At 66.8% G+C, this 23,923-nt stretch carries 39 protein-coding genes and 1 tRNA gene; 32 read left to right on the top strand and 8 right to left on the bottom strand.

Translation table 11 applies throughout. The annotated features are described in order from the left end of the window. Positions 1 to 16 precede the first annotated feature (16 nt). Positions 17 to 92 (bottom strand) — tRNA-Thr (locus tag BRESU_RS07385). 63 nt (positions 93 to 155) lie between these two features. On the opposite strand from BRESU_RS07385, the gene BRESU_RS07390 reads away from it, so the two are divergent. Beyond that, on the top strand, positions 156 to 506 hold the full coding sequence (locus BRESU_RS07390; RefSeq protein WP_013268914.1) for a DMT family protein: 351 nt from the start codon (positions 156 to 158) through the stop codon (positions 504 to 506). On the opposite strand, the gene BRESU_RS07395 is transcribed toward BRESU_RS07390, so the two are convergent. From BRESU_RS07395 to BRESU_RS07410, 4 genes are all read right to left on the bottom strand, one after another. Further along, positions 503 to 940 (bottom strand): HIT family protein, encoded by a 438-nt coding sequence (locus tag BRESU_RS07395; RefSeq protein WP_013268915.1) that lies wholly within the window; start codon positions 938 to 940, stop codon positions 503 to 505. The two genes, BRESU_RS07390 and BRESU_RS07395, sit on opposite strands and share 4 nt — an antisense overlap. Positions 941 to 950: 10 nt before the next feature. Continuing rightward, positions 951 to 1,469: an FKBP-type peptidyl-prolyl cis-trans isomerase gene (locus BRESU_RS07400; protein WP_013268916.1), complete on the bottom strand. Its 519-nt coding sequence runs from the start codon at positions 1,467 to 1,469 to the stop codon at positions 951 to 953. Positions 1,470 to 1,575: 106 nt separating this feature from the next. Next, complete coding sequence (locus BRESU_RS07405; protein ID WP_013268917.1) at positions 1,576 to 2,874, bottom strand: RNA polymerase sigma factor; 1,299 nt, start codon at positions 2,872 to 2,874, stop codon at positions 1,576 to 1,578. 9 nt (positions 2,875 to 2,883) lie between these two features. Then, positions 2,884 to 3,249: a YciI family protein gene (locus BRESU_RS07410; protein WP_013268918.1), complete on the bottom strand. Its 366-nt coding sequence runs from the start codon at positions 3,247 to 3,249 to the stop codon at positions 2,884 to 2,886. A 187-nt stretch (positions 3,250 to 3,436) separates the two neighbouring features. Between BRESU_RS07410 and BRESU_RS07415 the strand changes: the two genes are divergently transcribed. From BRESU_RS07415 to BRESU_RS07565, 31 genes are all read left to right on the top strand, one after another. After that, positions 3,437 to 4,381 carry a GIN domain-containing protein gene (locus BRESU_RS07415; protein ID WP_013268919.1) on the top strand — a complete coding sequence of 315 codons (945 nt, stop codon included), beginning with the start codon at positions 3,437 to 3,439 and terminating at the stop codon, positions 4,379 to 4,381. A gap of 364 nt (positions 4,382 to 4,745) precedes the next feature. Then, positions 4,746 to 5,051, top strand: coding sequence for a 30S ribosomal protein S10 (rpsJ, locus tag BRESU_RS07420; RefSeq protein WP_003164367.1), 306 nt, complete (start codon positions 4,746 to 4,748; stop codon positions 5,049 to 5,051). 22 nt (positions 5,052 to 5,073) lie between these two features. Continuing rightward, positions 5,074 to 5,826: a 50S ribosomal protein L3 gene (gene rplC / locus BRESU_RS07425; protein WP_013268920.1), complete on the top strand. Its 753-nt coding sequence runs from the start codon at positions 5,074 to 5,076 to the stop codon at positions 5,824 to 5,826. Continuing rightward, positions 5,823 to 6,491 (top strand): 50S ribosomal protein L4, encoded by a 669-nt coding sequence (gene rplD / locus BRESU_RS07430; protein WP_013268921.1) that lies wholly within the window; start codon positions 5,823 to 5,825, stop codon positions 6,489 to 6,491. The genes rplC and rplD overlap by 4 nt, the downstream gene beginning before the upstream one ends. Next, positions 6,491 to 6,793: a 50S ribosomal protein L23 gene (locus BRESU_RS07435; protein WP_013268922.1), complete on the top strand. Its 303-nt coding sequence runs from the start codon at positions 6,491 to 6,493 to the stop codon at positions 6,791 to 6,793. The genes rplD and BRESU_RS07435 overlap by 1 nt, the downstream gene beginning before the upstream one ends. A gap of 4 nt (positions 6,794 to 6,797) precedes the next feature. Continuing rightward, positions 6,798 to 7,631: a 50S ribosomal protein L2 gene (gene rplB / locus BRESU_RS07440; protein WP_013268923.1), complete on the top strand. Its 834-nt coding sequence runs from the start codon at positions 6,798 to 6,800 to the stop codon at positions 7,629 to 7,631. Positions 7,632 to 7,633: 2 nt separating this feature from the next. After that, positions 7,634 to 7,912 carry a 30S ribosomal protein S19 gene (gene rpsS / locus BRESU_RS07445; protein ID WP_013268924.1) on the top strand — a complete coding sequence of 93 codons (279 nt, stop codon included), beginning with the start codon at positions 7,634 to 7,636 and terminating at the stop codon, positions 7,910 to 7,912. A 1-nt stretch (position 7,913) separates the two neighbouring features. Continuing rightward, positions 7,914 to 8,294 carry a 50S ribosomal protein L22 gene (gene rplV, locus BRESU_RS07450; RefSeq protein WP_013268925.1) on the top strand — a complete coding sequence of 127 codons (381 nt, stop codon included), beginning with the start codon at positions 7,914 to 7,916 and terminating at the stop codon, positions 8,292 to 8,294. Beyond that, positions 8,294 to 9,046: a 30S ribosomal protein S3 gene (gene rpsC, locus BRESU_RS07455; protein WP_013268926.1), complete on the top strand. Its 753-nt coding sequence runs from the start codon at positions 8,294 to 8,296 to the stop codon at positions 9,044 to 9,046. The genes rplV and rpsC overlap by 1 nt, the downstream gene beginning before the upstream one ends. Positions 9,047 to 9,049: 3 nt before the next feature. Continuing rightward, positions 9,050 to 9,490 carry a 50S ribosomal protein L16 gene (gene rplP, locus BRESU_RS07460; RefSeq protein ID WP_013268927.1) on the top strand — a complete coding sequence of 147 codons (441 nt, stop codon included), beginning with the start codon at positions 9,050 to 9,052 and terminating at the stop codon, positions 9,488 to 9,490. Further along, positions 9,490 to 9,687, top strand: coding sequence for a 50S ribosomal protein L29 (rpmC, locus tag BRESU_RS07465; RefSeq protein WP_013268928.1), 198 nt, complete (start codon positions 9,490 to 9,492; stop codon positions 9,685 to 9,687). Before rplP ends, rpmC begins: the two co-directional genes overlap by 1 nt. Before the next feature lie 9 nt (positions 9,688 to 9,696). Beyond that, a complete protein-coding gene (gene rpsQ / locus BRESU_RS07470) occupies positions 9,697 to 9,948 on the top strand; it encodes a 30S ribosomal protein S17 (RefSeq protein WP_013268929.1) in 252 nt (83 codons plus the stop codon). 18 nt (positions 9,949 to 9,966) lie between these two features. Beyond that, the gene (gene rplN, locus BRESU_RS07475) at positions 9,967 to 10,335 is read left to right on the top strand and encodes a 50S ribosomal protein L14 (protein WP_013268930.1); all 369 of its coding nucleotides are present in this window, start codon (positions 9,967 to 9,969) and stop codon (positions 10,333 to 10,335) included. 2 nt (positions 10,336 to 10,337) lie between these two features. Beyond that, positions 10,338 to 10,646, top strand: a complete 309-nt coding sequence (gene rplX / locus BRESU_RS07480; protein WP_013268931.1) for a 50S ribosomal protein L24 — start codon at positions 10,338 to 10,340, stop codon at positions 10,644 to 10,646. After that, positions 10,646 to 11,206, top strand: coding sequence for a 50S ribosomal protein L5 (gene rplE / locus BRESU_RS07485; RefSeq protein ID WP_013268932.1), 561 nt, complete (start codon positions 10,646 to 10,648; stop codon positions 11,204 to 11,206). Before rplX ends, rplE begins: the two co-directional genes overlap by 1 nt. Positions 11,207 to 11,225: 19 nt before the next feature. Then, positions 11,226 to 11,531, top strand: a complete 306-nt coding sequence (gene rpsN / locus BRESU_RS07490) for a 30S ribosomal protein S14 (RefSeq protein ID WP_013268933.1) — start codon at positions 11,226 to 11,228, stop codon at positions 11,529 to 11,531. Between the two features lie 15 nt (positions 11,532 to 11,546). Next, complete coding sequence (gene rpsH / locus BRESU_RS07495; protein ID WP_013268934.1) at positions 11,547 to 11,945, top strand: 30S ribosomal protein S8; 399 nt, start codon at positions 11,547 to 11,549, stop codon at positions 11,943 to 11,945. A gap of 2 nt (positions 11,946 to 11,947) precedes the next feature. Beyond that, positions 11,948 to 12,481 carry a 50S ribosomal protein L6 gene (rplF, locus tag BRESU_RS07500; RefSeq protein ID WP_013268935.1) on the top strand — a complete coding sequence of 178 codons (534 nt, stop codon included), beginning with the start codon at positions 11,948 to 11,950 and terminating at the stop codon, positions 12,479 to 12,481. 3 nt (positions 12,482 to 12,484) lie between these two features. Beyond that, positions 12,485 to 12,847, top strand: a complete 363-nt coding sequence (gene rplR / locus BRESU_RS07505) for a 50S ribosomal protein L18 (protein ID WP_013268936.1) — start codon at positions 12,485 to 12,487, stop codon at positions 12,845 to 12,847. 10 nt (positions 12,848 to 12,857) lie between these two features. After that, entirely contained in the window at positions 12,858 to 13,484 is a 627-nt protein-coding gene (gene rpsE, locus BRESU_RS07510) for a 30S ribosomal protein S5 (RefSeq protein WP_013268937.1), read from the top strand. A gap of 2 nt (positions 13,485 to 13,486) precedes the next feature. Next, a complete protein-coding gene (rpmD, locus tag BRESU_RS07515) occupies positions 13,487 to 13,666 on the top strand; it encodes a 50S ribosomal protein L30 (RefSeq protein ID WP_013268938.1) in 180 nt (59 codons plus the stop codon). Positions 13,667 to 13,842: 176 nt separating this feature from the next. Next, a complete protein-coding gene (gene rplO, locus BRESU_RS07520) occupies positions 13,843 to 14,436 on the top strand; it encodes a 50S ribosomal protein L15 (protein ID WP_013268939.1) in 594 nt (197 codons plus the stop codon). A gap of 110 nt (positions 14,437 to 14,546) precedes the next feature. Continuing rightward, complete coding sequence (gene secY, locus BRESU_RS07525; protein WP_013268940.1) at positions 14,547 to 15,926, top strand: preprotein translocase subunit SecY; 1,380 nt, start codon at positions 14,547 to 14,549, stop codon at positions 15,924 to 15,926. Positions 15,927 to 15,951: 25 nt separating this feature from the next. Beyond that, on the top strand, positions 15,952 to 16,518 hold the full coding sequence (locus tag BRESU_RS07530) for an adenylate kinase (RefSeq protein WP_013268941.1): 567 nt from the start codon (positions 15,952 to 15,954) through the stop codon (positions 16,516 to 16,518). Between the two features lie 129 nt (positions 16,519 to 16,647). Then, positions 16,648 to 17,370 carry an energy transducer TonB gene (locus tag BRESU_RS07535; RefSeq protein ID WP_013268942.1) on the top strand — a complete coding sequence of 241 codons (723 nt, stop codon included), beginning with the start codon at positions 16,648 to 16,650 and terminating at the stop codon, positions 17,368 to 17,370. 146 nt (positions 17,371 to 17,516) lie between these two features. Next, on the top strand, positions 17,517 to 17,885 hold the full coding sequence (rpsM, locus tag BRESU_RS07540) for a 30S ribosomal protein S13 (protein WP_041762254.1): 369 nt from the start codon (positions 17,517 to 17,519) through the stop codon (positions 17,883 to 17,885). Positions 17,886 to 17,894: 9 nt separating this feature from the next. Continuing rightward, positions 17,895 to 18,284, top strand: a complete 390-nt coding sequence (gene rpsK / locus BRESU_RS07545; RefSeq protein ID WP_013268944.1) for a 30S ribosomal protein S11 — start codon at positions 17,895 to 17,897, stop codon at positions 18,282 to 18,284. Between the two features lie 89 nt (positions 18,285 to 18,373). Beyond that, entirely contained in the window at positions 18,374 to 19,393 is a 1,020-nt protein-coding gene (locus BRESU_RS07550) for a DNA-directed RNA polymerase subunit alpha (protein WP_013268945.1), read from the top strand. 105 nt (positions 19,394 to 19,498) lie between these two features. Further along, positions 19,499 to 19,915 carry a 50S ribosomal protein L17 gene (gene rplQ, locus BRESU_RS07555; protein WP_013268946.1) on the top strand — a complete coding sequence of 139 codons (417 nt, stop codon included), beginning with the start codon at positions 19,499 to 19,501 and terminating at the stop codon, positions 19,913 to 19,915. 88 nt (positions 19,916 to 20,003) lie between these two features. Then, entirely contained in the window at positions 20,004 to 20,465 is a 462-nt protein-coding gene (locus tag BRESU_RS07560; RefSeq protein ID WP_013268947.1) for a GNAT family N-acetyltransferase, read from the top strand. Then, on the top strand, positions 20,462 to 21,115 hold the full coding sequence (locus tag BRESU_RS07565; RefSeq protein ID WP_013268948.1) for a glutathione S-transferase family protein: 654 nt from the start codon (positions 20,462 to 20,464) through the stop codon (positions 21,113 to 21,115). Before BRESU_RS07560 ends, BRESU_RS07565 begins: the two co-directional genes overlap by 4 nt. 16 nt (positions 21,116 to 21,131) lie before the next feature. Here the strand turns inward: BRESU_RS07565 and BRESU_RS07570 are convergent, their stop codons facing one another. From BRESU_RS07570 to BRESU_RS07580, 3 genes are read right to left on the bottom strand one after another with little or no spacing between them, the layout of a single operon-like run. Further along, positions 21,132 to 21,935 carry a hypothetical protein gene (locus BRESU_RS07570; RefSeq protein ID WP_013268949.1) on the bottom strand — a complete coding sequence of 268 codons (804 nt, stop codon included), beginning with the start codon at positions 21,933 to 21,935 and terminating at the stop codon, positions 21,132 to 21,134. Positions 21,936 to 21,939: 4 nt separating this feature from the next. After that, positions 21,940 to 22,809 carry a hypothetical protein gene (locus BRESU_RS07575; RefSeq protein ID WP_013268950.1) on the bottom strand — a complete coding sequence of 290 codons (870 nt, stop codon included), beginning with the start codon at positions 22,807 to 22,809 and terminating at the stop codon, positions 21,940 to 21,942. Further along, positions 22,806 to 23,714 carry an ABC transporter ATP-binding protein gene (locus tag BRESU_RS07580; protein ID WP_013268951.1) on the bottom strand — a complete coding sequence of 303 codons (909 nt, stop codon included), beginning with the start codon at positions 23,712 to 23,714 and terminating at the stop codon, positions 22,806 to 22,808. Before BRESU_RS07580 ends, BRESU_RS07575 begins: the two co-directional genes overlap by 4 nt. Positions 23,715 to 23,923: the final 209 nt, after the last annotated feature.

The following is a 23,923-nucleotide window of genomic DNA, read 5'->3' on the forward strand; positions in this document are numbered from 1 at the left end:
GGGTGGGGCGCAGGCGTGGTGCCGGCTGCAGGAATCGAACCCGCGACATCCAGTTTACAAAACTGGCGCTCTACCAACTGAGCTAAGCCGGCCCGGGGCCTTGGGCTGGGAGCGTTTAACTGGCGTGGTGCGGCGGGCGCAAGCTATGAAACGCCATGCCGAACACGTCCTACATCCTGCCCGTGGTCATGCTGGCGCTGTCCAACGTCTTCATGACGTTCGCCTGGTACGGCCACCTGAAGTTCGGGTCCAAGCCGCTGTGGATCGTGGTGATCGTCAGCTGGGGCATCGCCTTCTTCGAATACTGCCTGGCCGTGCCCGCGAACCGGATCGGGCATCAGGTCTATTCCGCCGCAGAACTGAAGACGATGCAGGAGGTGATCACCCTGCTGGTGTTCGCGGTCTTCTCGGTCACCGTCCTGGGCGAGAGGCTGACGCTGAACCACGGGGTGGGGTTCGCCTTCATCTTCCTGGGGGCGTGGTTCGTGTTCCGGGGGCCGTTTTAGTCCAGGGCCGCGGCGATCTTCGCCGCCGTCGCCTTCAGGGCTTCGACATCGGCCATCCCTGCCTGACCATGGCCCTTCATGGGCCGGTCCGCCCAGCGGGGGATGATGTGGACGTGCAGGTGGAAGACGGTCTGGCCGCCGGCCTCGCCGTTGAACTGCATGATCGAAAAGCCCTCGGGCGACAGGGCCCCGACCACGGCGCGGGCGGTGCGCTGCACGGCGGCGGTCAGGGTCGCCAGGGTTTCGGGCTCGACCTCCAGCAGGTTGCGCGCGGTCGAGGTCTTCGAAATCACCAGGACGTGGCCTTCGCTTTGAGGGAAAACGTCCATGAAGGCCAGGACGCCGTCGTCCTCCCAGACCTTCACGGCGGGGATCTCGCCGCGCAGGATCTTCGCGAAGATGTTGGACGGGTCGTAGGCGGCGTGCAGGGTCATGGAGAAGGTCCTACGCGCCCGGGCTCACGTCCAGAAGTTCGACCTTGAACAGCAGGGTGGAGTTGGGCGGCAGTTCGTCCCCGCCGACCCAGCGGTCGCCGTAGCCCAGGGTAGCCGGGATGGCGAAGTAGAATGTCTCGCCCACGCGCATCAGGGCGACGCCCTCGGTCCAGCCACGGATGACGCGGTTCAGCGGGAACTCGGCGGGCTCGCCCCGGTCGTAGGAGGAGTCGAACTTGCGGCCGTCGATGAAGGTGCCCTCGTAGTGGACCTTGACCGTATCGGTGGCGGTGGGCTGGCGACCTTCGGGATGGGCGCGGCCCTCTCGGCGGTACTGCAGGCCGGAGGCGGTGGTCGTCCAGCCGCGTCGCTGACCGTTCCAGGCCAGATAGGCGGCCTGACCGGCCTCGTACTCTGCCGGGGTCGAATGGGCGGCCGGGGCGGGCGTCGGCACCGGCGCGGTGGCGCAGGCGGCGAGCGCCAGGGCGGATAGGATCGGGGCGGCGAGGGTCAGGGCGATGCGCTTCATGCAGCGAGGCTTAGCAGCGTCTCCTCCCCGTGCGAAGCAGGAGGAGGTGGATCCGTAGCGAAGCGGAGGAGACGGAGGGGTTCTTCGTGCACGAAGAACCCCTCCGTCAGCTCGCAAAGGGCTCGCTGCCTTGAGGATCGGCTCGTATACGAGCCGACCGCAAGCCCCAACGCTGCGCGCTGGGGAGGAGACGATCCCGTCGGGCCTTCAGGAACAAGGCCTCCGCCGATGACGGACCCAGCGCCAGGGCGGCGTCGTAATCCTCGCGGGCATCCTTGTCCCAGCCCAGACGGGCGAACATCTCGGCGCGGGCGGCGTGCAGGGGCAACCAGCCCGGGGCGTCGATGCAGAGCAGGGCGTCGAGCGCGGCCGCCGGACCCTCGACCTCGGCCAGGGCGACCGCGCGGTTGGTGCGGATCACCGGGTCGTCGCGCTGGAGCAGCAGCAGGTTGTAGAGGCCAAGGATGGCGGCCCAGTCGGTAAGACCCGTCGTGGCGCGGTCGGCATGAGCCCCGTGGATCGCAGCCTGGAGCGCGCGCGGACCGGGCACGGCGCGCCGGGCATGGGAGATGGCCGCGGAGCGAGCCACGAACCGCCCGGCCTCGGCGATCAGGGCGGGGCTCCAGTCGGCCGTGTTCTGCTCGGTCAGGGGCACCATGGCCCCGTCGGGAGCGAGGCGGGCCGGGCGGCGGGCCTCGGAATAGCGGACCGTGGCGGCCAGGGCCTGCGCCTCCGCATCGTCGGGCGCGAGCCGGGCGAGCAGGCCGGTCAGGTTCAGCATCCCGGTGGCGAAGTCGGCATGGGGCCCGTCCCCCGCGGCATCGGCATGCGCCTGGGCATAGGCGACCTCGAGCGTCGACAGGACCGCGTCCATACGCTCGGGCCAGCGGTCGGGGGAGGGGACGTCGTAGGGCACGCCGGCCTCGGCGATCTTGCGCTTCGCCCGGACCAGCCGCTGGGCCAGGGTCGGCTCGGGCGTCAGGAAGGCGGCGGCGACCTCGACCGTCGACAGGCCGCAGACGGTACGGAGCGTCAGGGCCGCGCGGGCGTCGGGGCTGACCGCGGGGTGGCAGCAGACGAAGATCAGCCGCAGCCGCTCGTCGGGTATGGGCTGATCCAGCGCCATGACGTGGTCCTCGGGGGTCGGCTCGGGCGGCGCATCGTCGGGGCGCCAGGCGGCGGCGGTGGCGCGGCGGCGGAAGCGGTCGAGCGCCCAGCGCCGGGCGACGGCATAGAGCCAGGCCGCCGGATCGGCCGGCGGGGCGTCGCCCCATCGTTCCAGCGCGCGGGCACAGGCCTCGGCGAAGGCCTCCTCGGCCAGATCGAGATCACGGAAGGCGGCAGCGAGGGCGGAAACCACCCGGCCGCCGGCGTCCCGGAACGTCTGGTCGAGGAGACGGCTCACCGGGACGGATCAGCCCTGCGGCGGCGGCGGCAGCATCGGCCGGATCTCGATCGAGCCGTTGCGCGCGATCGGCAACCTCTTCGCCCAGTCGATGGCGGCGTCCAGGTCGGGCACGTCGATCATATAGAGGCCGCCCAGCTGTTCGCGCGTCTCGGCGAACGGGCCGTCATGAACGGTGCGGCCGGACGGGGTCACCCGCACGGTGGTGGCGGTGGTGGCGGACTTCAGGCCCGCGCCGCCGACGAAGACCCCGGCCTCGCCCATCTGCATGCCGTATTGGCCGTGGGCGTCGAGGATCGCGTGCCAGGACGGGCTGGCCTCGCCCTCGGGATAGGACTCGGCCTCGGGTTCGTGGATCAGCAGGGCATAGTGCATGGGGTCAGCCTCCGTGTTTGCGGTCGCCTGATCGGACGCTCCGATCCTGCACGACAAAGGAAAGACGCGCGAGGCTTGGCCGTATCGACAACGGGGCCCGGATTAATTCGAGGTCATGACGTCGAGTTAAAATGACTTCGCCCGGTGGCGGGATCACCTTCGCCTTAACACCAGGGAGGAGCCCATCATGACCAAGTCCATCACCGCCGCCTTCGCCATCGCTGCCGCCGTCGCCGCCACCTTCGCGGCCGCCGCGCCGGCCTCCGCCGCCGAAGGCCCCGAGGTCCGCGTGCGCCGCGCCGCCGCGCGCATGGTCGTGATCGTCGAGGACCGGACCGACGTCGCCGTCGAGATCGAGCCGGGAACGGGTGGTTTGCCCATGCCGACCGTGACGCGCTCCGGAAACGAGATCCGCATCGACGGCGGTCTGGGCCGCAATCCGATCCGCAACTGCCGCAGCGGACCGGCCGAGGCGCGCCAGCCGGGCGAGGGGGCCTCTGTAGAGGTGCGCCGGAACGGCCGGGTCGATCTGTCGGCCGCGCCCCTGATCGTGGTGCGCACCCCGCGGACCGTGGACGTCTCGACCGAGGACTCGGCCATCTTCGGAGCCATCGGCCGCGGCGCGACCTCGATCGAGCTGGGGGCCGGCGGCTGCGGTGACTGGACGATCGCGAACACCTCGGGCCACGCGGACCTGTCGATCGGCGGGTCGGGCAGCATCCGCGCCGGGACGTCCGGAAGCCTGGAAGCGGCCATCGGCGGTTCGGGCCGGGTCACGGCGGGCGCGACCGGCGACCTCGACGCCGCCATCGGCGGTTCGGGCACCATCACCGTCACCCAGGCGACCGGCGCGGTGGAAGCGGCGATCGGCGGGTCGGGCGATGTGCGCGTCGGCGGCGGGCGGCCCCGTTCCGTCGACGCCTCCATCGGCGGCTCGGGCGACATCGTGATCCAGGGCGACACCGGTCCGCTGGAGGCCGCCATTGCCGGATCGGGCAATGTCACGGTCACCGGCACGGTCGACAGCCTCGAAGCCAGTCTGGTCGGCGGCGGCGACGTCAGGGTCGGCCGGGTCACCGGCGCGGTCTCCCAGTCCGTCATGGGCGGCGGTCGGGTCCACATCGGCAACTGATCTCTCCCCCGAGTCAGAACGCCGAATGGAGGCGGCCCGGGAGCGTGGAACCCCCCGGGCCGTCTTTCCCACAGAATCCGGCTCGAAGCCCTTCGACGCGCTTGACGAAACGGGACTCAATCGTCATAAGCGCCAACTCTTGTTGGACCGGCTGTGCAGCTCTCGGGTTGCAGACGCGGTTCGCAGGAACGACCCGGCCCGTTCTTTGTAGCGATCCAGGACTTCAACGGCCTTCGCGGGTGACTGCGTGGGCCGATCGTTTTTGCGGACGTGCGTACTCTGAAGGCATTCGTGCCTGAAGGCCTCCGGTCTTTGAAATGGTTCACAGGGACGCAGGTTCGCCTGCTTGGGAAATACGACCGATATGGATCAAAGCATCCGCATCAGGCTCAAGGCCTTCGATCACCGCGTCCTCGACTTTTCGACGCGCGAAATCGTGAACACGGCCAAGCGCACGGGCGCCACTGTACGTGGTCCGATCCCGCTGCCGACCCTGATCGAAAAGTTCACCGTGAACCGCTCGCCGCACGTCGACAAGAAGTCGCGCGAGCAGTTTGAAATCCGCACGCACAAGCGTGTCCTCGACATCGTCGACCCCACCCCGCAGACCGTGGACGCGCTCATGAAGCTCGACCTGTCCGCCGGTGTGGACGTCGAGATCAAGATTTAAAGAAACAAAGGCGGGATCCGATATGCGCACGGGCGTGATCGCCAAGAAGCTGGGCATGACCCGCGTGTTCGCCGATGACGGCCAACACGTTCCGGTCACTGTGCTCCAGCTCGACGACTGTCAGGTCGTCGGTCAACGCACTCAGGAGCGGGACGGCTACGTCGCCCTGCAGCTGGGTGCCGGGACCAAGAAGGCAAAGAACACCAACAAGGCTCAACGCACGACCTTCGCCACGGCGGAAGTCGAGCCCAAGCACGTCGTCATGGAGTTCCGTGTTACGGACGACGCCATGATCGACGTCGGAGCGACCCTGTCGGCCGACCACTTCGTCGTGGGCCAGAAGGTCGACATCCAGGGCGAGACGATCGGCAAGGGCTTCCAGGGCGGTATGAAGCGCTGGAACTTCGGCGGTCTGCGGGCGACGCACGGCGTGTCCGTCTCGCACCGTTCGCTGGGCTCCACCGGTCAGCGTCAGGATCCGGGCAAGACCTTCAAGGGCAAGAAGATGGCCGGTCAGCTCGGAAACGAGACGATCACCACCCAGAACCTGACGATCGTCCGTGTCGACGCCGAGCGCGGCCTGATCCTGGTCAAGGGCGCTGTCCCCGGCCACGAAGGGTCGTGGGTCAAGGTCCGCGACGCGCACAAGAAGACGCACGCCGACCTGCCGTTCCCCGGTTCGTTCAAGACCAAGGGCGGCGCTCAAGCCGCTCCGGCCGAGACGCCCGCTGAAGAGCAGGCCCCGGCCGAGACCGTCGAAGGCGGTGAAGCATGAAACTCTCGAGCATCAACCTTGACGGCAAGGCTGCCGGCGACGTCGAGCTGTCGGATGTCATCTTCGGCATCACCGACATCCGCGGCGACCTGCTAGCCCGCTACGTCAACTGGCAACTGGCCAAGCGCCGCGCCGGTACCCACAAGGTCCAGACCCGGAACGAGAACTCTCGCACCGGCAAGAAGATGTACAAGCAAAAGGGCACCGGCGGCGCTCGTCACGGTTCGCGCCGTGCCCCGCAGTTCGTCGGCGGTTCGCGCGCCTTCGGCCCGATCGTCCGTGATCACGGCTTCGACCTTCCCAAGAAGGTCCGCGCCCTGGCCCTGCGTCATGCCCTGTCGTCCAAGGTCAAGACCGGCGATCTCGTCGTCGTCGACGCCCTGACCGTCAAGGAAGCCAAGACCTCGGCTCTGCGCGAGACGTTCGGCAAGCTGGGCTGGACCCGCACGCTGATCATCGCCGGACCGGAAGTGGATGCGAACTTCGCCCTGGCGTCGCGCAACATCCCCCAGATCCACGTCCTGCCGAACGCCGGCCTGAACGTTTATGACATCCTGCGCGCTGACAAGCTGGTGCTGACGAAGTCTGCCGTGGAGGCCATCGAGGCCACCTACGCCGACTACAAGCCCTCGCGTCGCGAGCAAGCCGAGAAGGAAGCCGCGTAATGGCCGCCGCTCCAACCGCCAAACACTACGACACCATCCTGTCGCCGATCATCACCGAGAAGGCGACGATCCTGTCGGAGCAGAACAAGGTCGTGTTCCGCGTCGCGGGCACCTCGACCAAGGACGAGATCGCCGCTGCGGTCGAAAGCCTGTTCAAGGTCAACGTCCTGAAGGTCAACACCCTGGTTCAAAAGGGCAAGACCAAGCGCTTCCGCGGCATCATGGGCCGTCGGGTCGACATCAAAAAAGCGATCGTGACGCTGGCTGAAGGCCAGTCGATCGACGTCACGACGGGGCTCTAAACAGATGGCCTTGAAAACCTACAATCCGACATCGCCGGGCCGTCGCGCCCTGGTGCTGATCGACCGCTCGGAGCTCTTCAAGGGCCGTCCCGAGAAGTCGCTGACCGAAGGCCTGACCAAGTCGGGGGGACGTGGTCAGGGCGGTCGTATCGCCGTCCGCTTCCGCGGCGGTGGTGCCAAGCGCCTGTATCGCAAGATCGACTTCAAGCGTCGCAAGTTCCAGACGGCGACCGTCGAGCGGCTGGAGTACGACCCCAACCGTACCGCCTTCATCGCCCTCATCACCTATGAGGACGGCGAAAAGGCCTACATCGTCGCGCCGCAACGCCTGAAGGCGGGCGACACGATCGTGGCCGGCGAAAAGACGGACGTTAAGCCCGGCAACGCCATGCCGCTGCGCTCCATCCCCGTCGGCACCATCATCCACTGCGTGGAAATGAAGCCCGGCAAGGGCGCTCAGCTGGCCCGTTCGGCCGGTGCCTATGCCCAGCTGGTGGGTCGCGATCAGGGTTACGCCCAGATCCGCCTCGGCTCGGGCGAGCTGCGCATGGTCCTGGACGGCTGCATGGCCACGGTGGGCGCCGTTTCGAACGCCGACCACATGAACCAGAACCTCGGCAAGGCCGGTCGCGTTCGTCACATGGGCTTCCGTCCGCACGTTCGCGGCGTCGCCATGAACCCGGTCGACCACCCGCACGGTGGTGGTGAAGGCAAGACGTCCGGCGGCCGGACCCCGGTCACGCCGTGGGGCAAGGACACCAAGGGTACCCGCACCCGCAAGAACAAGGCGACGGATCGCTTCATCATCCGTAGCCGCCACCTCAAGAAGGCTCGCTAAAGATGGCCCGTTCCTCCTGGAAAGGCCCGTTCGTCGACGGGTATCTGCTCAAGAAGGCCGACGCCGTTTCGACGTCGGGCCGCAAGGACGTGATCAAGACCTGGTCGCGCCGCTCCACCATCCTGCCGCAGTTCGTCGGTCTGACGTTCGGTGTCCACAACGGTCACAAGCACGTCCCCGTGCACGTGAACGAGGACATGGTCGGCATGAAACTGGGCGAGTTCTCGCCCACCCGTTCGTTCCCCGGCCACGCCGCGGACAAGAAAGCGAAGCGGAAGTAACATGCCCAAGACCAACAACACCCGCCGCGTCGGCGAAACGGAAGCGCGCGCCAAGCTGACGAACGTCCGCATCAGCCCGCAGAAGCTGAACCTGGTCGCCCAGTCCATCCGTGGCCTGCCGGTCCAGAAGGCCCTGAACGAGCTGGAATTCAGCCGCAAGCGCATCTCGGACGACGTCCGCAAGGTGCTCTACAGCGCCGTGTCGAACGCCGAGAACAACCACAACCTGGACATCGACAGCCTGGTCGTTGCCGAGGCCTTCGTGGGCAAGAACCTGGTGATGAAGCGTTTCGCGAGCCGTGCTCGTGGCCGTTCGTCCCGCATCCTGAAACCGTTCAGCGAGATCACCATCGTGGTCCGTGAAGCCGGCGAGGCCGCCTGATGGGTCAGAAAATCAATCCGATCGGTTTCCGCCTCGGCGTGAACCGTACCTGGGACAGCCGCTGGTTCGCCGACGGCCCGTCCTACGCCCGTCTGCTGCACCAGGACCTGGCGCTGCGCACGTGGCTGAAGGAGCGTCTGAACGCCGCCGGCGTCTCGCGCATCATCATCGAGCGTCCGCACAAGAAGTGCCGCGTGACGATCTATGCCGCCCGTCCGGGCGTCGTGATCGGCAAGAAGGGCGCCGACATCGAGAAGCTCCGCAAGGACATCTCGGCCCGCACCGAGGGTGAAGTTCACCTGAACATCGTCGAAGTGCGCAAGCCCGAGACCGACGCCCAGCTGATCGCCGAGAACATCGCGCAGCAGCTGGAACGCCGGATCGCCTTCCGCCGCGCCATGAAGCGTTCGATGCAGTCGGCCATGCGCCTGGGTGCCAAGGGCGTCCGCATTAACGTCTCGGGTCGCCTCGGCGGTGCCGAAATCGCGCGGATGGAATGGTATCGCGAAGGCCGCGTGCCGCTGCACACCCTGCGCGCCGATATCGACTACGGCTTCATCGAGGCCAAGACGACCTACGGCATCATCGGTGTGAAGGTCTGGGTCTTCAAGGGTGAAGTCCTGGAACACGATCCGATGGCGCAGGACAAGCGCTGGGCTCTGGAAGCGGCCGGTCCGTCGTCGAACGAAGGCCGTGGTGGTGATCGCGGCGGTCGTAACGACCGCGGTCAACGTCGCGGGCGTGAGGGCTAAGTCATGCTGCAACCGAAGAAAACCAAGTATCGCAAGGCCTTCAAGGGCCGCATCCACGGCGCTGCCAAGGGCGGCTTCTCGCTGAACTTCGGGTCCTACGGCCTGAAGACGCTGGAGCCGGAACGCATCACCGCGCGTCAGATCGAGGCGGCCCGCCGCGCGATCACCCGCCAGATGAAGCGTCAGGGCCGGGTCTGGATCCGCGTGTTCCCGGACGTTCCCGTCTCGGGCAAGCCTGCCGAAGTCCGTATGGGCAAGGGCAAGGGCGCGGTGGATCACTGGGCGGCGCGCTGCCACCCGGGCCGGATCCTGTTCGAAATCGACGGCGTTGCCGACGACGTGGCCCGTGAGGCCCTGCGTCTGGGTGCCGCCAAGCTGCCGGTCCGCACCAAGGTGGTCACCCGCCTGGACGCCGGTGTCTCGCACGTGGAGCACGTCGCCTGATGACCAAGATCGCCGATCTCCGCTCCCAGACGAACGACCAGCTGGGCGACCAGCTGCTGTCGCTCAAGAAGGAGCAGTTCAACCTGCGCTTCCAGGCCGCCACCGGCCAGATGGAAAAGACTCACCGCGTCGGTGAAGTCCGCAAAGACATCGCCCGCATCTCCACGCTTCTGCGTGAGAAGCGCTCGGCTTCGTAAGGAAACCCCATGCCCAAACGTATTCTCGAAGGCGTGGTCGTGTCCGACAAGGGCGACAAGACCGTCGTCGTCGTCGTCCAACGCACGCTGCTGCACCCGGTCATGAAAAAGATCGTGCGCCTGTCCAAGAAGTACCACGCCCACGATGAAGCGAACGCCTTCAAGGAAGGCGACGTCGCCCGCATTCGTGAGTGCGCCCCGAAATCCAAGCTGAAGCGTTGGGAGGTCCTCTCGAAGGACACCCCGGCCTCGGCGTCGTAATCAGAAGGATCTGATCATATGATCCAGATGCAAACTAACCTGGAGGTGGCCGACAACTCGGGCGCTCGCCGGGTCATGTGCATCAAGGTGTTGGGCGGCGCAGGCCGTCGCTACGCCTCGGTGGGTGACACGATCGTCGCCTCGGTCAAGGAAGCCATTCCTCGCGGCCGCGTGAAAAAGGGTGAAGTGGTTCGCGCCATCGTCGTGCGCACCGCCAAGGACATCCAGCGCAAGGACGGCTCGGTCATCCGTTTCGACAAGTCGGCCGCCGTCATCGTCAACAAGCAGAACGAGCCCGTCGGCACGCGGATCTTCGGCCCGGTTCCCCGCGAACTGCGCGCCAAGAACCACATGAAGATCATCTCGCTGGCTCCGGAGGTTCTGTAGTCATGGCCGCCAAGATCAAGAAGGGCGACCGCGTCGTCGTCCTGGCCGGAAAAGACAAGGGCCGCACTGGCGAAGTCGCCAAGGTCCTGCCGACCGAGAACCGCGTGATGGTGACCGGGATCAACATGGTCCAGCGCCACACCCGTCCGTCCCAGGGTGACCCCCAGGGCGGTATCAAGAACAAGGAAGCGTCGCTTCACCTGTCGAACGTCGCGATCGCCGACGCCAACGGCAAGGCCAGCCGCGTCGGCTTCCGCATGGAAGGCGACAAGAAGGTTCGCTTTGCCAAGACGACGGGAGACGTCATCTGATGGCCGATACGAAATACACCCCCCGCCTGAAGGGCGACTACAACGAGCGCATCAAGGGCGTGATGACCGAGAAGTTCGGTTACACCAACCCGATGCAGCTGCCGCGTCTGGACAAGATCGTCCTGAACATGGGCATCGGCGAAGCCGTCGCTGACTCCAAGAAGGCCAATGCGGCCCTCAAGGATCTGACGCAGATCGCCGGCCAGAAGGCGGTTCCGACCAAGGCCCGCACCTCCATCGCCGGCTTCAAGCTGCGCGAAGGCATGATCATCGGCGGCAAGGTCACCCTGCGCGGCGACCAGATGTACGAGTTCCTGGACCGTCTGATCACGATCGCCCTGCCGCGCGTGAAGGACTTCCGGGGCCTGAAGCCCACGTCGTTCGACGGCCGCGGCAACTACGCCATGGGTCTGAAGGAGCACATCGTGTTCCCGGAGATCAACTATGACCAGATCGATCAGATGTGGGGCATGGATATCATCGTCTGCACCACGGCTCGGACCGACGACGAGGCGCGCGCGCTTCTGACCGAGTTCAAGTTCCCGTTCGTGAAGAACTGAGCGGGAAGGGAAAAGCACAATGGCTAAGAAAAGCGCCGTGAACCGCAACGAGATGGTGAAAGCCCTCGTCGCCAAATATGCCTCCAAGCGCGCCGCGCTGAAGGCGACCGCCAACGACGAGAGCCTGCCTCTGGAAGAGCGTTTCGACGCCCGCCTGAAGCTGGCCGAGCTGCCGCGCAACTCGGCGGCCGTCCGGATCCGCAACCGCTGCGAAGTGACGGGCCGTCCGCGGGCCTTCTATCGCAAGCTGAAGATGAGCCGGATCGCGCTTCGCGAACTCGGCAACCTGGGCCAGATCCCGGGCCTGACGAAGTCCAGCTGGTAAGGGGAGCGAACAGACATGATGATCAACGATCCCCTGAGCGACATGATCGCTCGCATGAAGAACGCGGCCATGCGCAAGCGTTCCAAAGTGCTCACCCCGGCCTCCCGTCTGCGCCAGCGCGTCCTCGACGTGCTGCAGGACGAAGGCTACATCCGCGGCTATTCGCTGGTTCAGAACCCCGGTGAATTCCCGCAGTTCGAGATCGAGCTCAAGTACTTTGACGGCCAGCCGGTCATCGCCGAGATCGCACGCGTGTCCAAGCCGGGCCGCCGCGTCTACTCGGCGATCTCCGACCTGAAGCCGATCAAGAACGGCCTGGGCATCTCGATCCTTTCGACTTCTAAGGGCGTCATGTCCGACGCTGCCGCTCGCGACGCCAACGTCGGCGGCGAAGTCCTCTGCAGGGTCTACTAAAGATGTCCCGTATCGGAAAACGTCCCATCACCGTGCCGAAAGGCGTGACCGTCACCATCGACGGCCAGACCATCACCGTGAAAGGCCCCAAGGCCGAGCGGTCCTGGACCCTGGCCGAAGAGGTCGAGCTGACCCAGAACGACGGCGAGCTGAGCCTGGCGATCCGCGCCGACACCCAGCGCGCCCGCGCGATGTGGGGTCTGTCGCGGACCTTGGTCGACAACATGGTCGTCGGTGTCACCGACGGCTTCGAGCGCACGCTCGAGCTGGTCGGCGTGGGTTACCGCGCCGCCATGAAGGGCAATGACCTGTCGCTTCAGCTGGGCTTCTCGCATGAAGTGAACGTGGTGGCTCCGGCCGGCGTGACCTTCGCGGTGCCCAAGCAGACCGAGATCAAGATCTCCGGCCCCGACAAGCAAGTGGTCGGTGAACTGGCGGCCAACATCCGCAAGCTGCGTCCGCCGGAGCCCTACAAGGGCAAGGGCGTCCGTTACGCCGGCGAGAAGGTGCGTCGCAAGGAAGGCAAGAAGAAGTAAGCCATGGCAACGACCCTCAAGCAAAAAGCCGCCAAGCGCACCGAGCGCAACCGCCGCCGCCTCAAGGCGATGGGCAACGGTCGCCTGCGCCTGTCCGTGCACCGTTCGGACAAGAACATCTCGGCCCAGATCATCGACGACACCCAGGGCATCACGGTCGCCTCGGCCTCTTCGCTGGAAGGCGACAAGGCCGGAACCTCGAAGGGCTCCAACAAGGAGGCCGCTGCCGCCATCGGCAAGCTGGTCGCCGAGCGCGCCATCGAGAAGGGCATCAAGGACGTGGTCTTCGATCGCGGTGGCTACATCTATCACGGACGGGTGAAGGCGCTGGCGGATGCCGCGCGTGAAGCCGGCCTGAACTTCTAAGGACCGACAGATGGCCCAAGCACCCCAACGTGGCGGCGGACAAGGCGGCAACGACCGCAACCGTCGCGACAACCGCAACGCCCCCGCTGTCGACGGTCCGGATTCGGACATCGTCGAGAAGCTGGTGCACATCAACCGCGTCGCCGCCACCGTCAAAGGCGGCCGTCGCTTCTCCTTCGCAGCCCTGATGGTCGTCGGTGACGGCAAGGGTCGCGTGGGCTTCGGTCACGGCAAGGCACGCGAAGTGCCGGAAGCCATCCGCAAGGCGACCGAAGAAGCCAAGAAGACGATGATCCGCGTGCCGCTGCGCGAGAACCGCACCCTGCACCACGACGGCAACGGCCGTTGGGGCGCCGGCAAGATCATGATGCGCGCTGCCCCTCCCGGCACCGGCGTGATCGCGGGTGGTCCGATGCGCGCCGTCCTGGAAACCCTCGGCGTCGCCGACGTGGTGGCCAAGTCGACCGGCTCGTCCAACCCCTACAACATGATCCGCGCGACGTTCGAGGCACTGAAAGTCCAGTCCTCGCCGCGTCAGGTCGCCTCCAAGCGTGGCAAGAAGGTCTCCGACCTGATGGGCCGCCGCAACGACGGCGCCTCGGCCATCGAGGCCGCGCCCGAAGCCGTGGAGTCCTGATTATGGCTACCGTCACCGTCAAGCAGACCGGTTCGCCGATCCGCCGCAAGAACGACCAGCGCGCCACCCTGGTGGGCCTGGGTCTGAACCGCATGGGCCGCGAGTCCACGCTGGAAGACACCCCCTCGGTTCGCGGGATGATCGCCAAGGTCGCCCACCTGACCGAGATCGTCGAAAAGTAATTGCGTAAATGGCCCTCTCCCTGACGGGGGAGGGCGTCGCCCTTGCGGTGACAGGGTGGGGGCGGCTATAGGCCGCCCTTCATCGCGTTCCGGGGTCGGATCCGTCCGTTCCCAAATGAAAATCAAAGCCGAGTCTGGCCGCGCGCCAGGCGCTAGAACCCGAAAGGATCAGGCACATGAAACTGAATGAAATCCGCGACAACGAGGGCGCTCACAAGAAGCGCATGCGCGTCGGCCGCGGCCCGGGTTCGGGCAAGGGCAAGACCGCCGGTCGCGGCGTCAAGGGTCAGAAGTCGCGTTCGGGCGTCGCCATCGGCGGGTTCGAAGGCGGCCAGATGCCGCTGTACATGCGGATGCCCAAGCGCGGCTTCAACAATCCCAACGCCCTGAAGCTGGCCGAAGTGAACCTGTGGCGCCTGCAGGACGCCGTCGATGCCGGCAAGCTGGATGCCAAGGGCGAGATCAAGGGCGACGCCCTGGTCGCCGCCGGCGTGATCCGCCGCGTCAAGGACGGCGTGCGTATCCTGGGTACCGGTGAAGTGAAGTCGGCCCTGACGCTGGTCGTCTGGTCGGCCTCGGCCGGTGCCATCAAGGCGATCGAAGCCGCCGGTGGCTCGGTCGTCCAGGAGCGGATCGCCGCCGAAGCCAAGGCCGCCGCGCGCGTCGAGAAGCGCAACGCCGCCAAGGGCAAGGTGCCCGCCGCCAAGGCACCGCGTGGCGATGCCAACAAGATCTCGGCACGCACGACCCGCACGGCTTCGAAAGCCTAACAATAAAAGCACGGGGGGCGGTCTCGCTAAGAGGCCGCCCTTCGCCTATCTGGACGTTGGCCCCGGATTCGTTCGATCGGCCGCGTACTGATCAGTCGGGGTAACGACACATGGCTTCGGCCGCCGAACAACTCGCCGCCAATATGAACATGGGCTCGTTTGCGAAAGCGACCGAGCTGCACAAGCGTCTGCTGTTCACGCTGGGCGCACTGCTGGTCTATCGCATCGGTACCTATGTGCCGATCCCGGGGATCAACTCCGAAGCCTTCCTGCAGTTCTTCAACAATCCCGATGGCCAGCGCGGCATCCTGGACATGTTCAACATGTTCTCGGGTGGCGCGGTGGAGCGGATGGCCGTCTTCGCACTGAACGTGACGCCCTACATCTCGGCGTCGATCATCGTCCAGCTGATGGGCAGCGTGTATCCGCCGTGGGAGAAGCTGAAGAAGGAAGGCGGCGAAAGCGGGCGGAAGCAGCTCAACCAGTACACCCGCTACCTGACCGTGATCCTGGCTCTGGCGCAGTCGTTCGGCATCGCCGTCGGACTGAACGCCCAGCCCAATCTGGTCGACAGCCCCGGAATCTTCTTCCTCGCCACGACGGTCGTCTCGCTGACCGGCGGCACCATGTTCCTGATGTGGCTGGGCGAGCAGGTGACGGCGCGCGGCGTCGGCAACGGCATCTCGCTGATCATCTTCGCCGGGATCGTCGCGGTCCTGCCGGGCACGATCGGTCGCCTGCTGGGTCTGGCCGAGCAAGGCCAGATCTCGGCCTTCGCCCTGCTGTTCATCGTGGTGATGGTGGTGGCCGTGGTCGTGTTCATCGTCTTCATGGAGCGGGCCCAGCGTCGTCTGCTGATCCAGTATCCCAAGCGCCAGGAAGGCAACCGGATGGCGGGGGGCGAGCGTTCGTTCCTGCCGCTGAAGGTCAACACCGCCGGCGTCATTCCGCCGATCTTCGCATCGTCCCTGCTGCTGCTGCCGTCGACCGTCGCCAACTTCGCCGCGACCGCCAACCTGCCGGCGTGGCTGGCCTGGCTGCCGACCGTGGCGGCCCAGCTGACGCACGGCCAGCCGCTGTTCATGGTGCTGTATGCGCTGCTGATCGTGTTCTTCTGCTTCTTCTACACCTCGATCACCTTCAACCCCGAGGACACGGCCGAGAACCTGCGCAAATACGGCGGCTTCCTGCCGGGCATCCGTCCGGGCAAGCGGACGGCGGAATATCTGGACTATGTCCTGACCCGCCTGACCGTGATCGGTGCCGCCTACATCACCGCGGTCTGCCTGTTGCCCGAGATCGTGTCCGCCAACTTCGGACAAGGTCTGTACTTCGGCGGCACCTCGGTCCTGATCGTGGTCTCGGTGACGATGGACACGGTGGCGCAGATCCAGTCGCAGTTGCTGGCGCACCAGTACGAGGGCCTCATCAAGAAGGCCAAGCTGCGCGGCCGCGGCGGTCGCGGCGCACCTGCGCCGGTCCGACGCTAAGAACGCCCGGGGAGGGGCACCGAGCATGAACCTGATCCTGTTCGGGCCCCCCGCGGCCGGCAAGGGTACGCAGGCCAAGCGGCTGGTCGAACAGCGCGGCATGGTCCAGCTGTCGACCGGCGACATGCTGCGCGAGGCGATCGCCTCGGGCTCGGACCTGGGTCAGCAGTGCAAGGAGATTATGTCGAAGGGCGGCCTGATCGCCGACGACATCGTCATCGCCCTGATCGAGGCGCGGCTGACGGAGGCCGAGGAGGCTGGCGGAGCCATCTTCGACGGCTTTCCCCGCACCATCGCCCAGGCCGAGGCCCTGGACGCCATGCTGGCCAAGCTGGACAAGAAGATCGACGCCGTGGTGCGTCTGAAGGTCGACGACGAGGCCTTGCTGGAGCGGGTCTCCAAGCGGTTCGCCGATCAAGGCCGGCCGGACGACAATCCCGAAAGCTTCAAGGTCCGGCTGGACGCCTACAACCGCAACACCGCGCCGCTGTTGCCGTACTACAGCGACAAGGGTCTGCTGACCGAGGTGGATGGCATGGGTTCGATCGAGACCGTGGCCACGGCCATCTCCGGGGCCCTGGCCCGCGCCTGAGCCCACGCCGGATGAACGGGACGTGAGCCCCGTCGTCAGGCGTCGTCGCTGCGGGTCTGCTATGGATCGTTCCGACGGGACGGCGCGTTTGCCCGTCCCAGCCTGGCGGCAATCGCCGCGACCGGAGCCATGATCATTCCCGCCACGCCCAAATCCGCAAGACGCTGGCGTCAGGGCGGCATCGTCCTGGGCGTCGTCGCCCTGCATGCCGGGCTATTCGCGCTGAGCGGCCTGGGCCACGTGCCGCCGCCGGTCGTGATCCAGACGCCGATCAATGTGCAGCTGGTCGAACTGACCCCACCCCCGCCCCCTCCGCCGCCGCCGGAGCCGCCCGCACCCGATGCCGGGGGTGGCGCGCCCGCGGCACCGTCGGTCGTGCGGGTGACGCCCCGTCCCGTGCCGCAGCCAGAACTTCCCGCCCCGCCCAGGCCCGCCCCTGCGCCGGCCCTGATCGTCGGCGCCTCCGATCAGCCCGGGACGGTGCCGGGCTTCGGGCAGGGGGGACAGGGCAATGGCACGGGCGACGGCGAAGGGGAGGGCGACGGTCCCGGGTCGGGATCCGGACCCATCATCCTGCGCGGCGCGTCCAACGGGGAGATCCTGGGCATGGTGCCCCCCGAAGCCCGCCGCCGGCGGGTCGCGGGCCGGGCCTCGGTCAACTGCGTGATCCGCCCGGACACGCGGCTGGAGGGCTGTCGCGTGGTGTCCGAGAGCCCGCAGGGGCTCGGGTTCGGCGATGCGGCGACGCGGGTGGCAGAGACCTATTTCCGCTTCCGTCCGCCGACGACCGCCTCCGGGCGTTCGGTCGAGGGGTTTCGGGCGACCGTGGTGGTCCTGTTCGGTCGTCAGTAGGCGGCGAATATCCTTCGTGTCTCGCTCAGGCGTTGACGCAATCTGAATCGCCTGTATAAGGCGCGCTTCCCGCGAAGGGCGCCACGCTCCTGGTCTGTTGACCGGAGCGTTTGTTGCGTCCGGTTTGCGCGTACTTGGAGATCTTCGTGGCCCGTATCGCTGGCGTCAATATTCCGACCAACAAGCGCGTCGAAATCGCGCTTCAGTATATCCATGGCATCGGCCCGGCCGCCGCCAAGGACATCGTGGGCAAGGTGGGCATCGAGGCCTCGCGCCGCGTGAACCAGCTGACCGACGCCGAAGTCCTGCAGATCCGCGAGACGATCGACAAGGACCACACCGTCGAGGGCGACCTGCGCCGCGAGACGTCGATGAACATCAAGCGTCTGATGGACCTGGCCTGCTACCGCGGCCTGCGTCACCGCAAGGGCCTGCCGGTCCGCGGTCAGCGCACCCACACCAACGCCCGCACCCGCAAGGGTCCCGCCAAGCCGATCGCCGGCAAGAAGAAGTAAGACAGACACATGGCCAAGGAACCGGGTCGCGTAAAGAAGCGCGAGCGCAAGAACATCACCTCGGGCGTCGCCCACGTGAATGCGTCTTTCAACAACACCATGATCACGATCACCGATGCCCAGGGCAACGCGATCTCGTGGTCGTCCGCCGGACACATGGGCTTCAAGGGTTCGCGCAAGTCGACGCCCTACGCCGCCCAGATGGCCGCCGAAGACGCGGGCAAGAAGGCCCAGGAACACGGCGTCAAGACGCTGGAAGTCAACGTCTCGGGTCCCGGTTCCGGCCGTGAGTCGGCCCTGCGCGCCCTGCAGTCGGTCGGCCTGACCATCACGACCATCCGCGACGTCACGCCGATGCCGCACAACGGCTGCCGTCCGCCCAAGCGCCGTCGCGTCTAAGCTACCCCGCCGCCGACCCTATTTCTCCGCCGGACCCGCCTCCCTGACGAGGTGAGAGGGTCCGGCGATACTCGTTTCGAGGGACACCTATGATCGAACGTAACTGGCAAGAGCTGATCCGTCCCGAGAAGCCGCAGATCGAGCTGGGCTCCGACGCCCAACGCAAGGCCCGCCTGGTGGCCGAGCCTCTCGAGCGCGGTTTCGGTGTGACGCTCGGCAACGCCCTGCGGCGCGTGCTGCTGTCGTCGCTGCAAGGCGCGGCCGTGACCGCGATCCAGATCGACGGCGTCGTGCACGAATTCTCGTCGCTGGAAGGCGTCCGTGAAGACGTCGTCGACATCGTCCTGAACATCAAGCAACTGGCGCTGCGCATGCACGCCGAGGGCCCCAAGCGCATGACCCTGCGCGCCACCGGCCCCGGGCCCGTGACCGCCGGTCAGATCGAGGTCCCTTCGGACATCGAGGTGCTGAACCCGAACCACGTCATCTGCACCCTGGATGACGGCGCTTCGATCCGCATGGAACTGACCGTCCAGAACGGCAAGGGCTATGTCGCCTCGGAGTTCAACCGTCCGGAAGACGCCCCGATCGGCCTGATCGCCGTCGACGCCCTGTACTCGCCGGTCAAGCGCGTCGCCTATCGCGTCGAGCCGACCCGTCAGGGCCAGTCGCTGGACTATGACAAGCTGGTGCTGGAAGTCGAAACCAACGGTGCCGTGTCGCCCGTGGACGCCGTGGCCTATGCCTCGCGCATCCTTCAGGACCAGCTGCAGATCTTCATCACCTTCGACGAGCCGAAGAAGGCCGTGGAACAGGTGGACGGCAAGCCCGACCTGCCGTTCAACCCGGCTCTGCTGAAGAAGGTCGACGAACTGGAACTGTCGGTCCGTTCGGCCAACTGCCTGAAGAACGACAACATCGTCTACATCGGCGACCTGATCCAGAAGACCGAGGGCGAGATGCTTCGCACCCCGAACTTCGGCCGCAAGTCGCTGAACGAGATCAAGGAAGTGCTGACCTCCATGGGTCTGTCGCTCGGCATGGATGTGCCGAACTGGCCCCCGGAAAACATCGAAGACCTGGCCAAGAAGTTCGACGACCAGATCTAGTTTCAACCCTCCGCCCGGACCGCCTGTTGGTCTCTGGAGCGGTTAGAATAATGCGGTCACGGGTCCCGGAAGCGGGAAACCAGGGCCGGAGTAGGAGAGACCCCGATGCGCCACGGCGCCGCCCACCGCAAACTCGGCCGCACGGCCAGCCACCGCACTGCCATGTTCGCGAACATGGCCGCGTCGCTGATCAAGCACGAACAGATCACCACGACCCTGCCCAAGGCCAAGGAGCTCCGCCCCTTCGTCGAAAAGCTGGTCACCCTGGGCAAGAAGGGCGATCTGCACGCCCGTCGCCAGGCCATCAGCCACGTCCGTGACGTGACCCAGGTCGGCAAGCTGTTCGAAACGATCGGCCCGCGCTATGCCGACCGTCAGGGTGGCTACATCCGCATCATGAAGGCCGGATATCGCCACGGCGACAACGCCCCGATGGCCGTGATCGAGTTCGTCGACCGCGACACCTCGGCCAAGGGCCAGGACTCGGGCCCGGTCGCCGTCTACGAAGGCGACGACGAATAGGCTTCGTCTCACAGACGGATTTGAAGGGGCGATCCGGGTGACCGGGTCGCCCTTTTTCTTTGGCCGGGGGTGGGGCAGGGTGCCGGCGATGCAGATCCAGATCGCTCCCTATCGCCCGGACCACGCCGCCGCGTGGGTGGCTCTGAACGAATACTGGATCCTGGCCGGCGGCTACGCCCTCGAAGCCAAGGACCGGCTGGTGCTGGACGATCCGGACGGGGCGATCCTTTCCAAAGGCGGGGCCATCTTCATGGCCGAGCGCGACGGCGAGGCGGTCGGCTGCTGCTCTCTGATGGCCATGCCGGACGGGGGCTATGAGGTCGGCAAGATGGCGGTGGCGGCCGGGGCGCAGGGGCTCGGGCTGGGGCGGAGACTGCTCGACGCCTGCGAGGGCCACGCCCGGACCGCCGGATCGCCCCGCCTGTATCTGGAGACCAATGCGGCCCAGACCCATGCCATCGCCCTGTATCGCCGGTTCGGCTTCGTCGATCTTCCGCCGCAGCCCACGCCCTATGCCCGGTGCAACGTCTGGATGGAGAAGCGCCTGTGAGCGACCTGATCCTGTATAGCCACCCGTTCTCCTCCTACTGCCAGAAGGCGATCGTGGCCTTCTACGAGAAGGCCCTGCCGTTCACCCAGCGGATGCTGGAGGACGAGGGGGCGATGGGTGAGCTGAAGGCGGCCTGGCCGTTCGGGCAGTTTCCGGTGCTGAAGGACGGCGCACGCCACTTCGCGGAGACGTCCATCATCATCGAGCGGCTGGACCAGATATCGCCCGATATCCCGATGATCCCGACCGATCCGGACCTGGCACTGGAGACACGGTTCATGGACCGGGTGTTCGACAACCACGTCCAGGCCCACCAGCAGCGGATCATCTATAACGCCCTCCGTCCCGAGGCGGACCGCGATCCGCTGATCGCGACCGAGGCGAAGGCCAGGCTGGAGACAGCCTATGCCTGGCTGGACGGGGTGATGTCGGGCCGGACCTGGGCGGCGGGCGAGGTCTTCACCCTGGCTGATTGCGGGGCCGCGCCGGGCTTGCTGTATGCCCACTGGACCCATCCGATCCCGAAGGATCTGACCCACCTGTGGGCCTATCGCCGTCGCCTGCTGGCCCGTCCGAGCTATGCGAGGGCGCTGGACGAGGCGCGGCCGTACCGGAACTATTTCCCGCTGGGCGCCCCGGACGAGGACTGAGGGTCGGGTCGACCGGTCAGTCCGGGGCCACGAAACCGTCGTCGACGCACGCGAGACTGCCGGACGGGTAGGTGTCCTGCCGGGACCAGCGGGTCCGCAGCCGGCGGTCGGCGTAGGCGCGCTGGACGCGGGTGTCGACAAAGGGCGCGATGTCGACCTCGCCGAGGCAGCTCCGCATCATGCTTTCCTCGACCACGATGTAGGCGATGGTGGCCTCGCGGGGATCCTCTGTTTTCCACGTCTCCACACTGCCGGTCTGGTGGCGGCCACGAACGCCGTCATTGAACTCGGCGTCGGTGCGGTACGAGAGCCATCCGAGCGAGATGTCGTTGCGGGCCGCGAAGGCCATCTGGCGGTCGTGCAGGGCCCGGAAGTCGAAGGTGACGGCGCGTTCTGCTGCCAGGGCTTCCATCCGGGCCAGCATGTGCCCGTCTATGCTGCCGTGCAGGATGACCCAGGCCCCCGGCTCCACCACGATCCGCCGCGCCACCGGAAGGAAGTAGTTGGCGCAGGACGAGTGGCAGTCGCGGCGGACGATCATTTCCGCGCGGAGCGGCTGGAGCATCTCGGCAATCGAAAGCGCGCTCGAGACATCGCCACCTTGCGAGCTCAGGATAACCCGCCGCGCCGAGAGGGGGGCGTGCTGCTGGACGCAGGCCAGCATGGCGGCGTTGGTGGAGCCCCGAAGGGTCAGATCTCCATCCGCGGAGACCTCGCAGCGGGGGACGAGGCCGAGATCGACCCGGCCCGGCAGCGCCGCGCAGCCTGCGGCCAGGCTGCCGAGCACCATCAGGCAGAGCAGCGCCCAGGCCTTGCCCATCGTCCTATTCCTTCGACAGGTCCTGACGGCTGAACAACGCGATGGCGGCGGCGAGGGGGGCGAGGGTCCACAGGGCGAGGCTGACGACGGCCTTAAGGGTGAGACCGTCGGCCAGTCCGGGCGCGCCGCCGATCGCGGCCTTCAGGGTGTCATAGGCGAGGCCGGGCAAGAGCAGCTGCGACTGCCAGGCCGTCGGCTCCCAGCCCAGCAGACCGAGCCCGGGCCCGCCCAGCAGCGACTGCGCGAAACCGACGACCACGGGCACGAACAGGGTGGCCAGCATGGACCGCGTCAGAATGGCCGCCAGCAGGGCGATCATCGCGTACTGGACGATCCGGACCCAGGCCAGAAGGACCAAGAGGCCGAATTGCCCGGCCTTGAAGCCTTCGGCGTCGAATGTCAGCGACCGGCCATAGATCACGGCCTCGGTGACGCTGAAGAGCAGGCCGGCGATCAGGAACGTCGCCATGGTCGCCAGGGCCGTAAGCTTGAACACCGCGAGCTTGCCCAGCAGCAGGTTGACCCGGCTGTTGCGGGCGCTGGTCAGTCGCCAGGTCTCCCAGCGGTAGTCCCCGGCATAGAGGGTGGCCGCCCCGATCAGCATGAAGACGAGGATCGCGCCATTGGCGATGGCCCCGACCCCGATCCCAAATCCGTCCATCAGGTTCACGGGAGCCGCGGTGAGCAGGTCGGCAGGCAGACCGGTGGCGCCGGCGAGTTCGGCCGCCTTGCCCTTGTTGACCAAGTGGAAGATCGCGCCGCCCGCGATGAACAGCAGCGGGACGAAGAAGACGCTCCAGAACACCGCCATGCGGTTGCGGACGAGCCGGTAGGCCTCCGAGCGCACGGCGTCGGGCAGCAGGGTCACGCTCATCGGATCGCCTCCACGTGCTGAACGGATCCTGTCTCGGTCATGAAGACGCTTTCCAGATCGGCCCCGATCCAGCGGGCCTCCTCGATATCGACACCGGCCTCGATCAGGGCGCGGAGCAGGGCGGGGGCCTCGGCCCGGGGCAGGGTAGCCAGGAGGGCGTCGCCCTCGACCGTGGCCCGGTCGCCGAGGATGGCCATAGCCGGAGCCATCGGGGTCAGGGACAGGCGCAGGCGCTCGCCGGAGGAGGTCAGGTCGGTGACCGAGCCCTCACGGACCAGTTTGCCCCGGTTCAGGATGGCGACCCGGTCGCAGACGCGCTGGACCTCCAGCAGCTGGTGGCTGGCCAGGACGACGGTGATGCCGTCCTTTTCCGACAGGGAGCGGATCAGGGCGCGCATCTCCTGGATGCCGGGCGGATCCATGCCGCTTGTGGGTTCATCGAGGATGACCAGTTCGGGCTCGGTGATCAGGGCGGCGGCGACGCCCAGCCGCTGCAGCATGCCCACGGAGAAGCCGCGCACCTTGCGGTCGGCGGCCTCGGTCAGGCCGACGCACTCCAGCCAGCCGGCGACGCGGGCGGCGTCGGGGGTCAGGCCGTGGGCGACGGACAGCCATTCCAGCACCTGGCGGGCGGTCATGTAGGGCGGGAAGCGCGGGGTCTCGATCATCGAGCCCATGCGCCGGCTGGCGGCCACGTCGCCGACCCGGCCACCCATGACGATGGCCTCGCCCTCGGTCGGACGGATCAGGCCCAGCAGGATGCGGAACAGGGTCGACTTGCCCGCACCGTTGGGGCCGAGCACGCCATAGACCCCGCCGCGCGGAATGGTCAGGCTGAGACCGTCCAGGGCGCGCACGGTCCCATAGGTCTTGGTCAGGGCGCGGGTTTCGATCACAGCGTTCATGGGCGGACCATCGCCCGGAGACGGGCGGTCGGCAAGCGGCCGGAGATTAAGGTTCTGACAGGTGTGGGGCAGTCGTTCCGGAGCGCAGGGGCTGGCGATGGCGTGGCCGTGGCGGCCGGAGGGCGCCGCCATGTCCTACCAACCGTGAATAGACGTGGGCACGCCTGGTGCAGCTTGCGGCTGTCACATTTCTCGACGAATGTGCCCGC

Origin of the sequence: Brevundimonas subvibrioides ATCC 15264, from assembly GCF_000144605.1 — a bacterium.
In the GTDB taxonomy this organism is placed as follows: domain Bacteria; phylum Pseudomonadota; class Alphaproteobacteria; order Caulobacterales; family Caulobacteraceae; genus Brevundimonas; species Brevundimonas subvibrioides.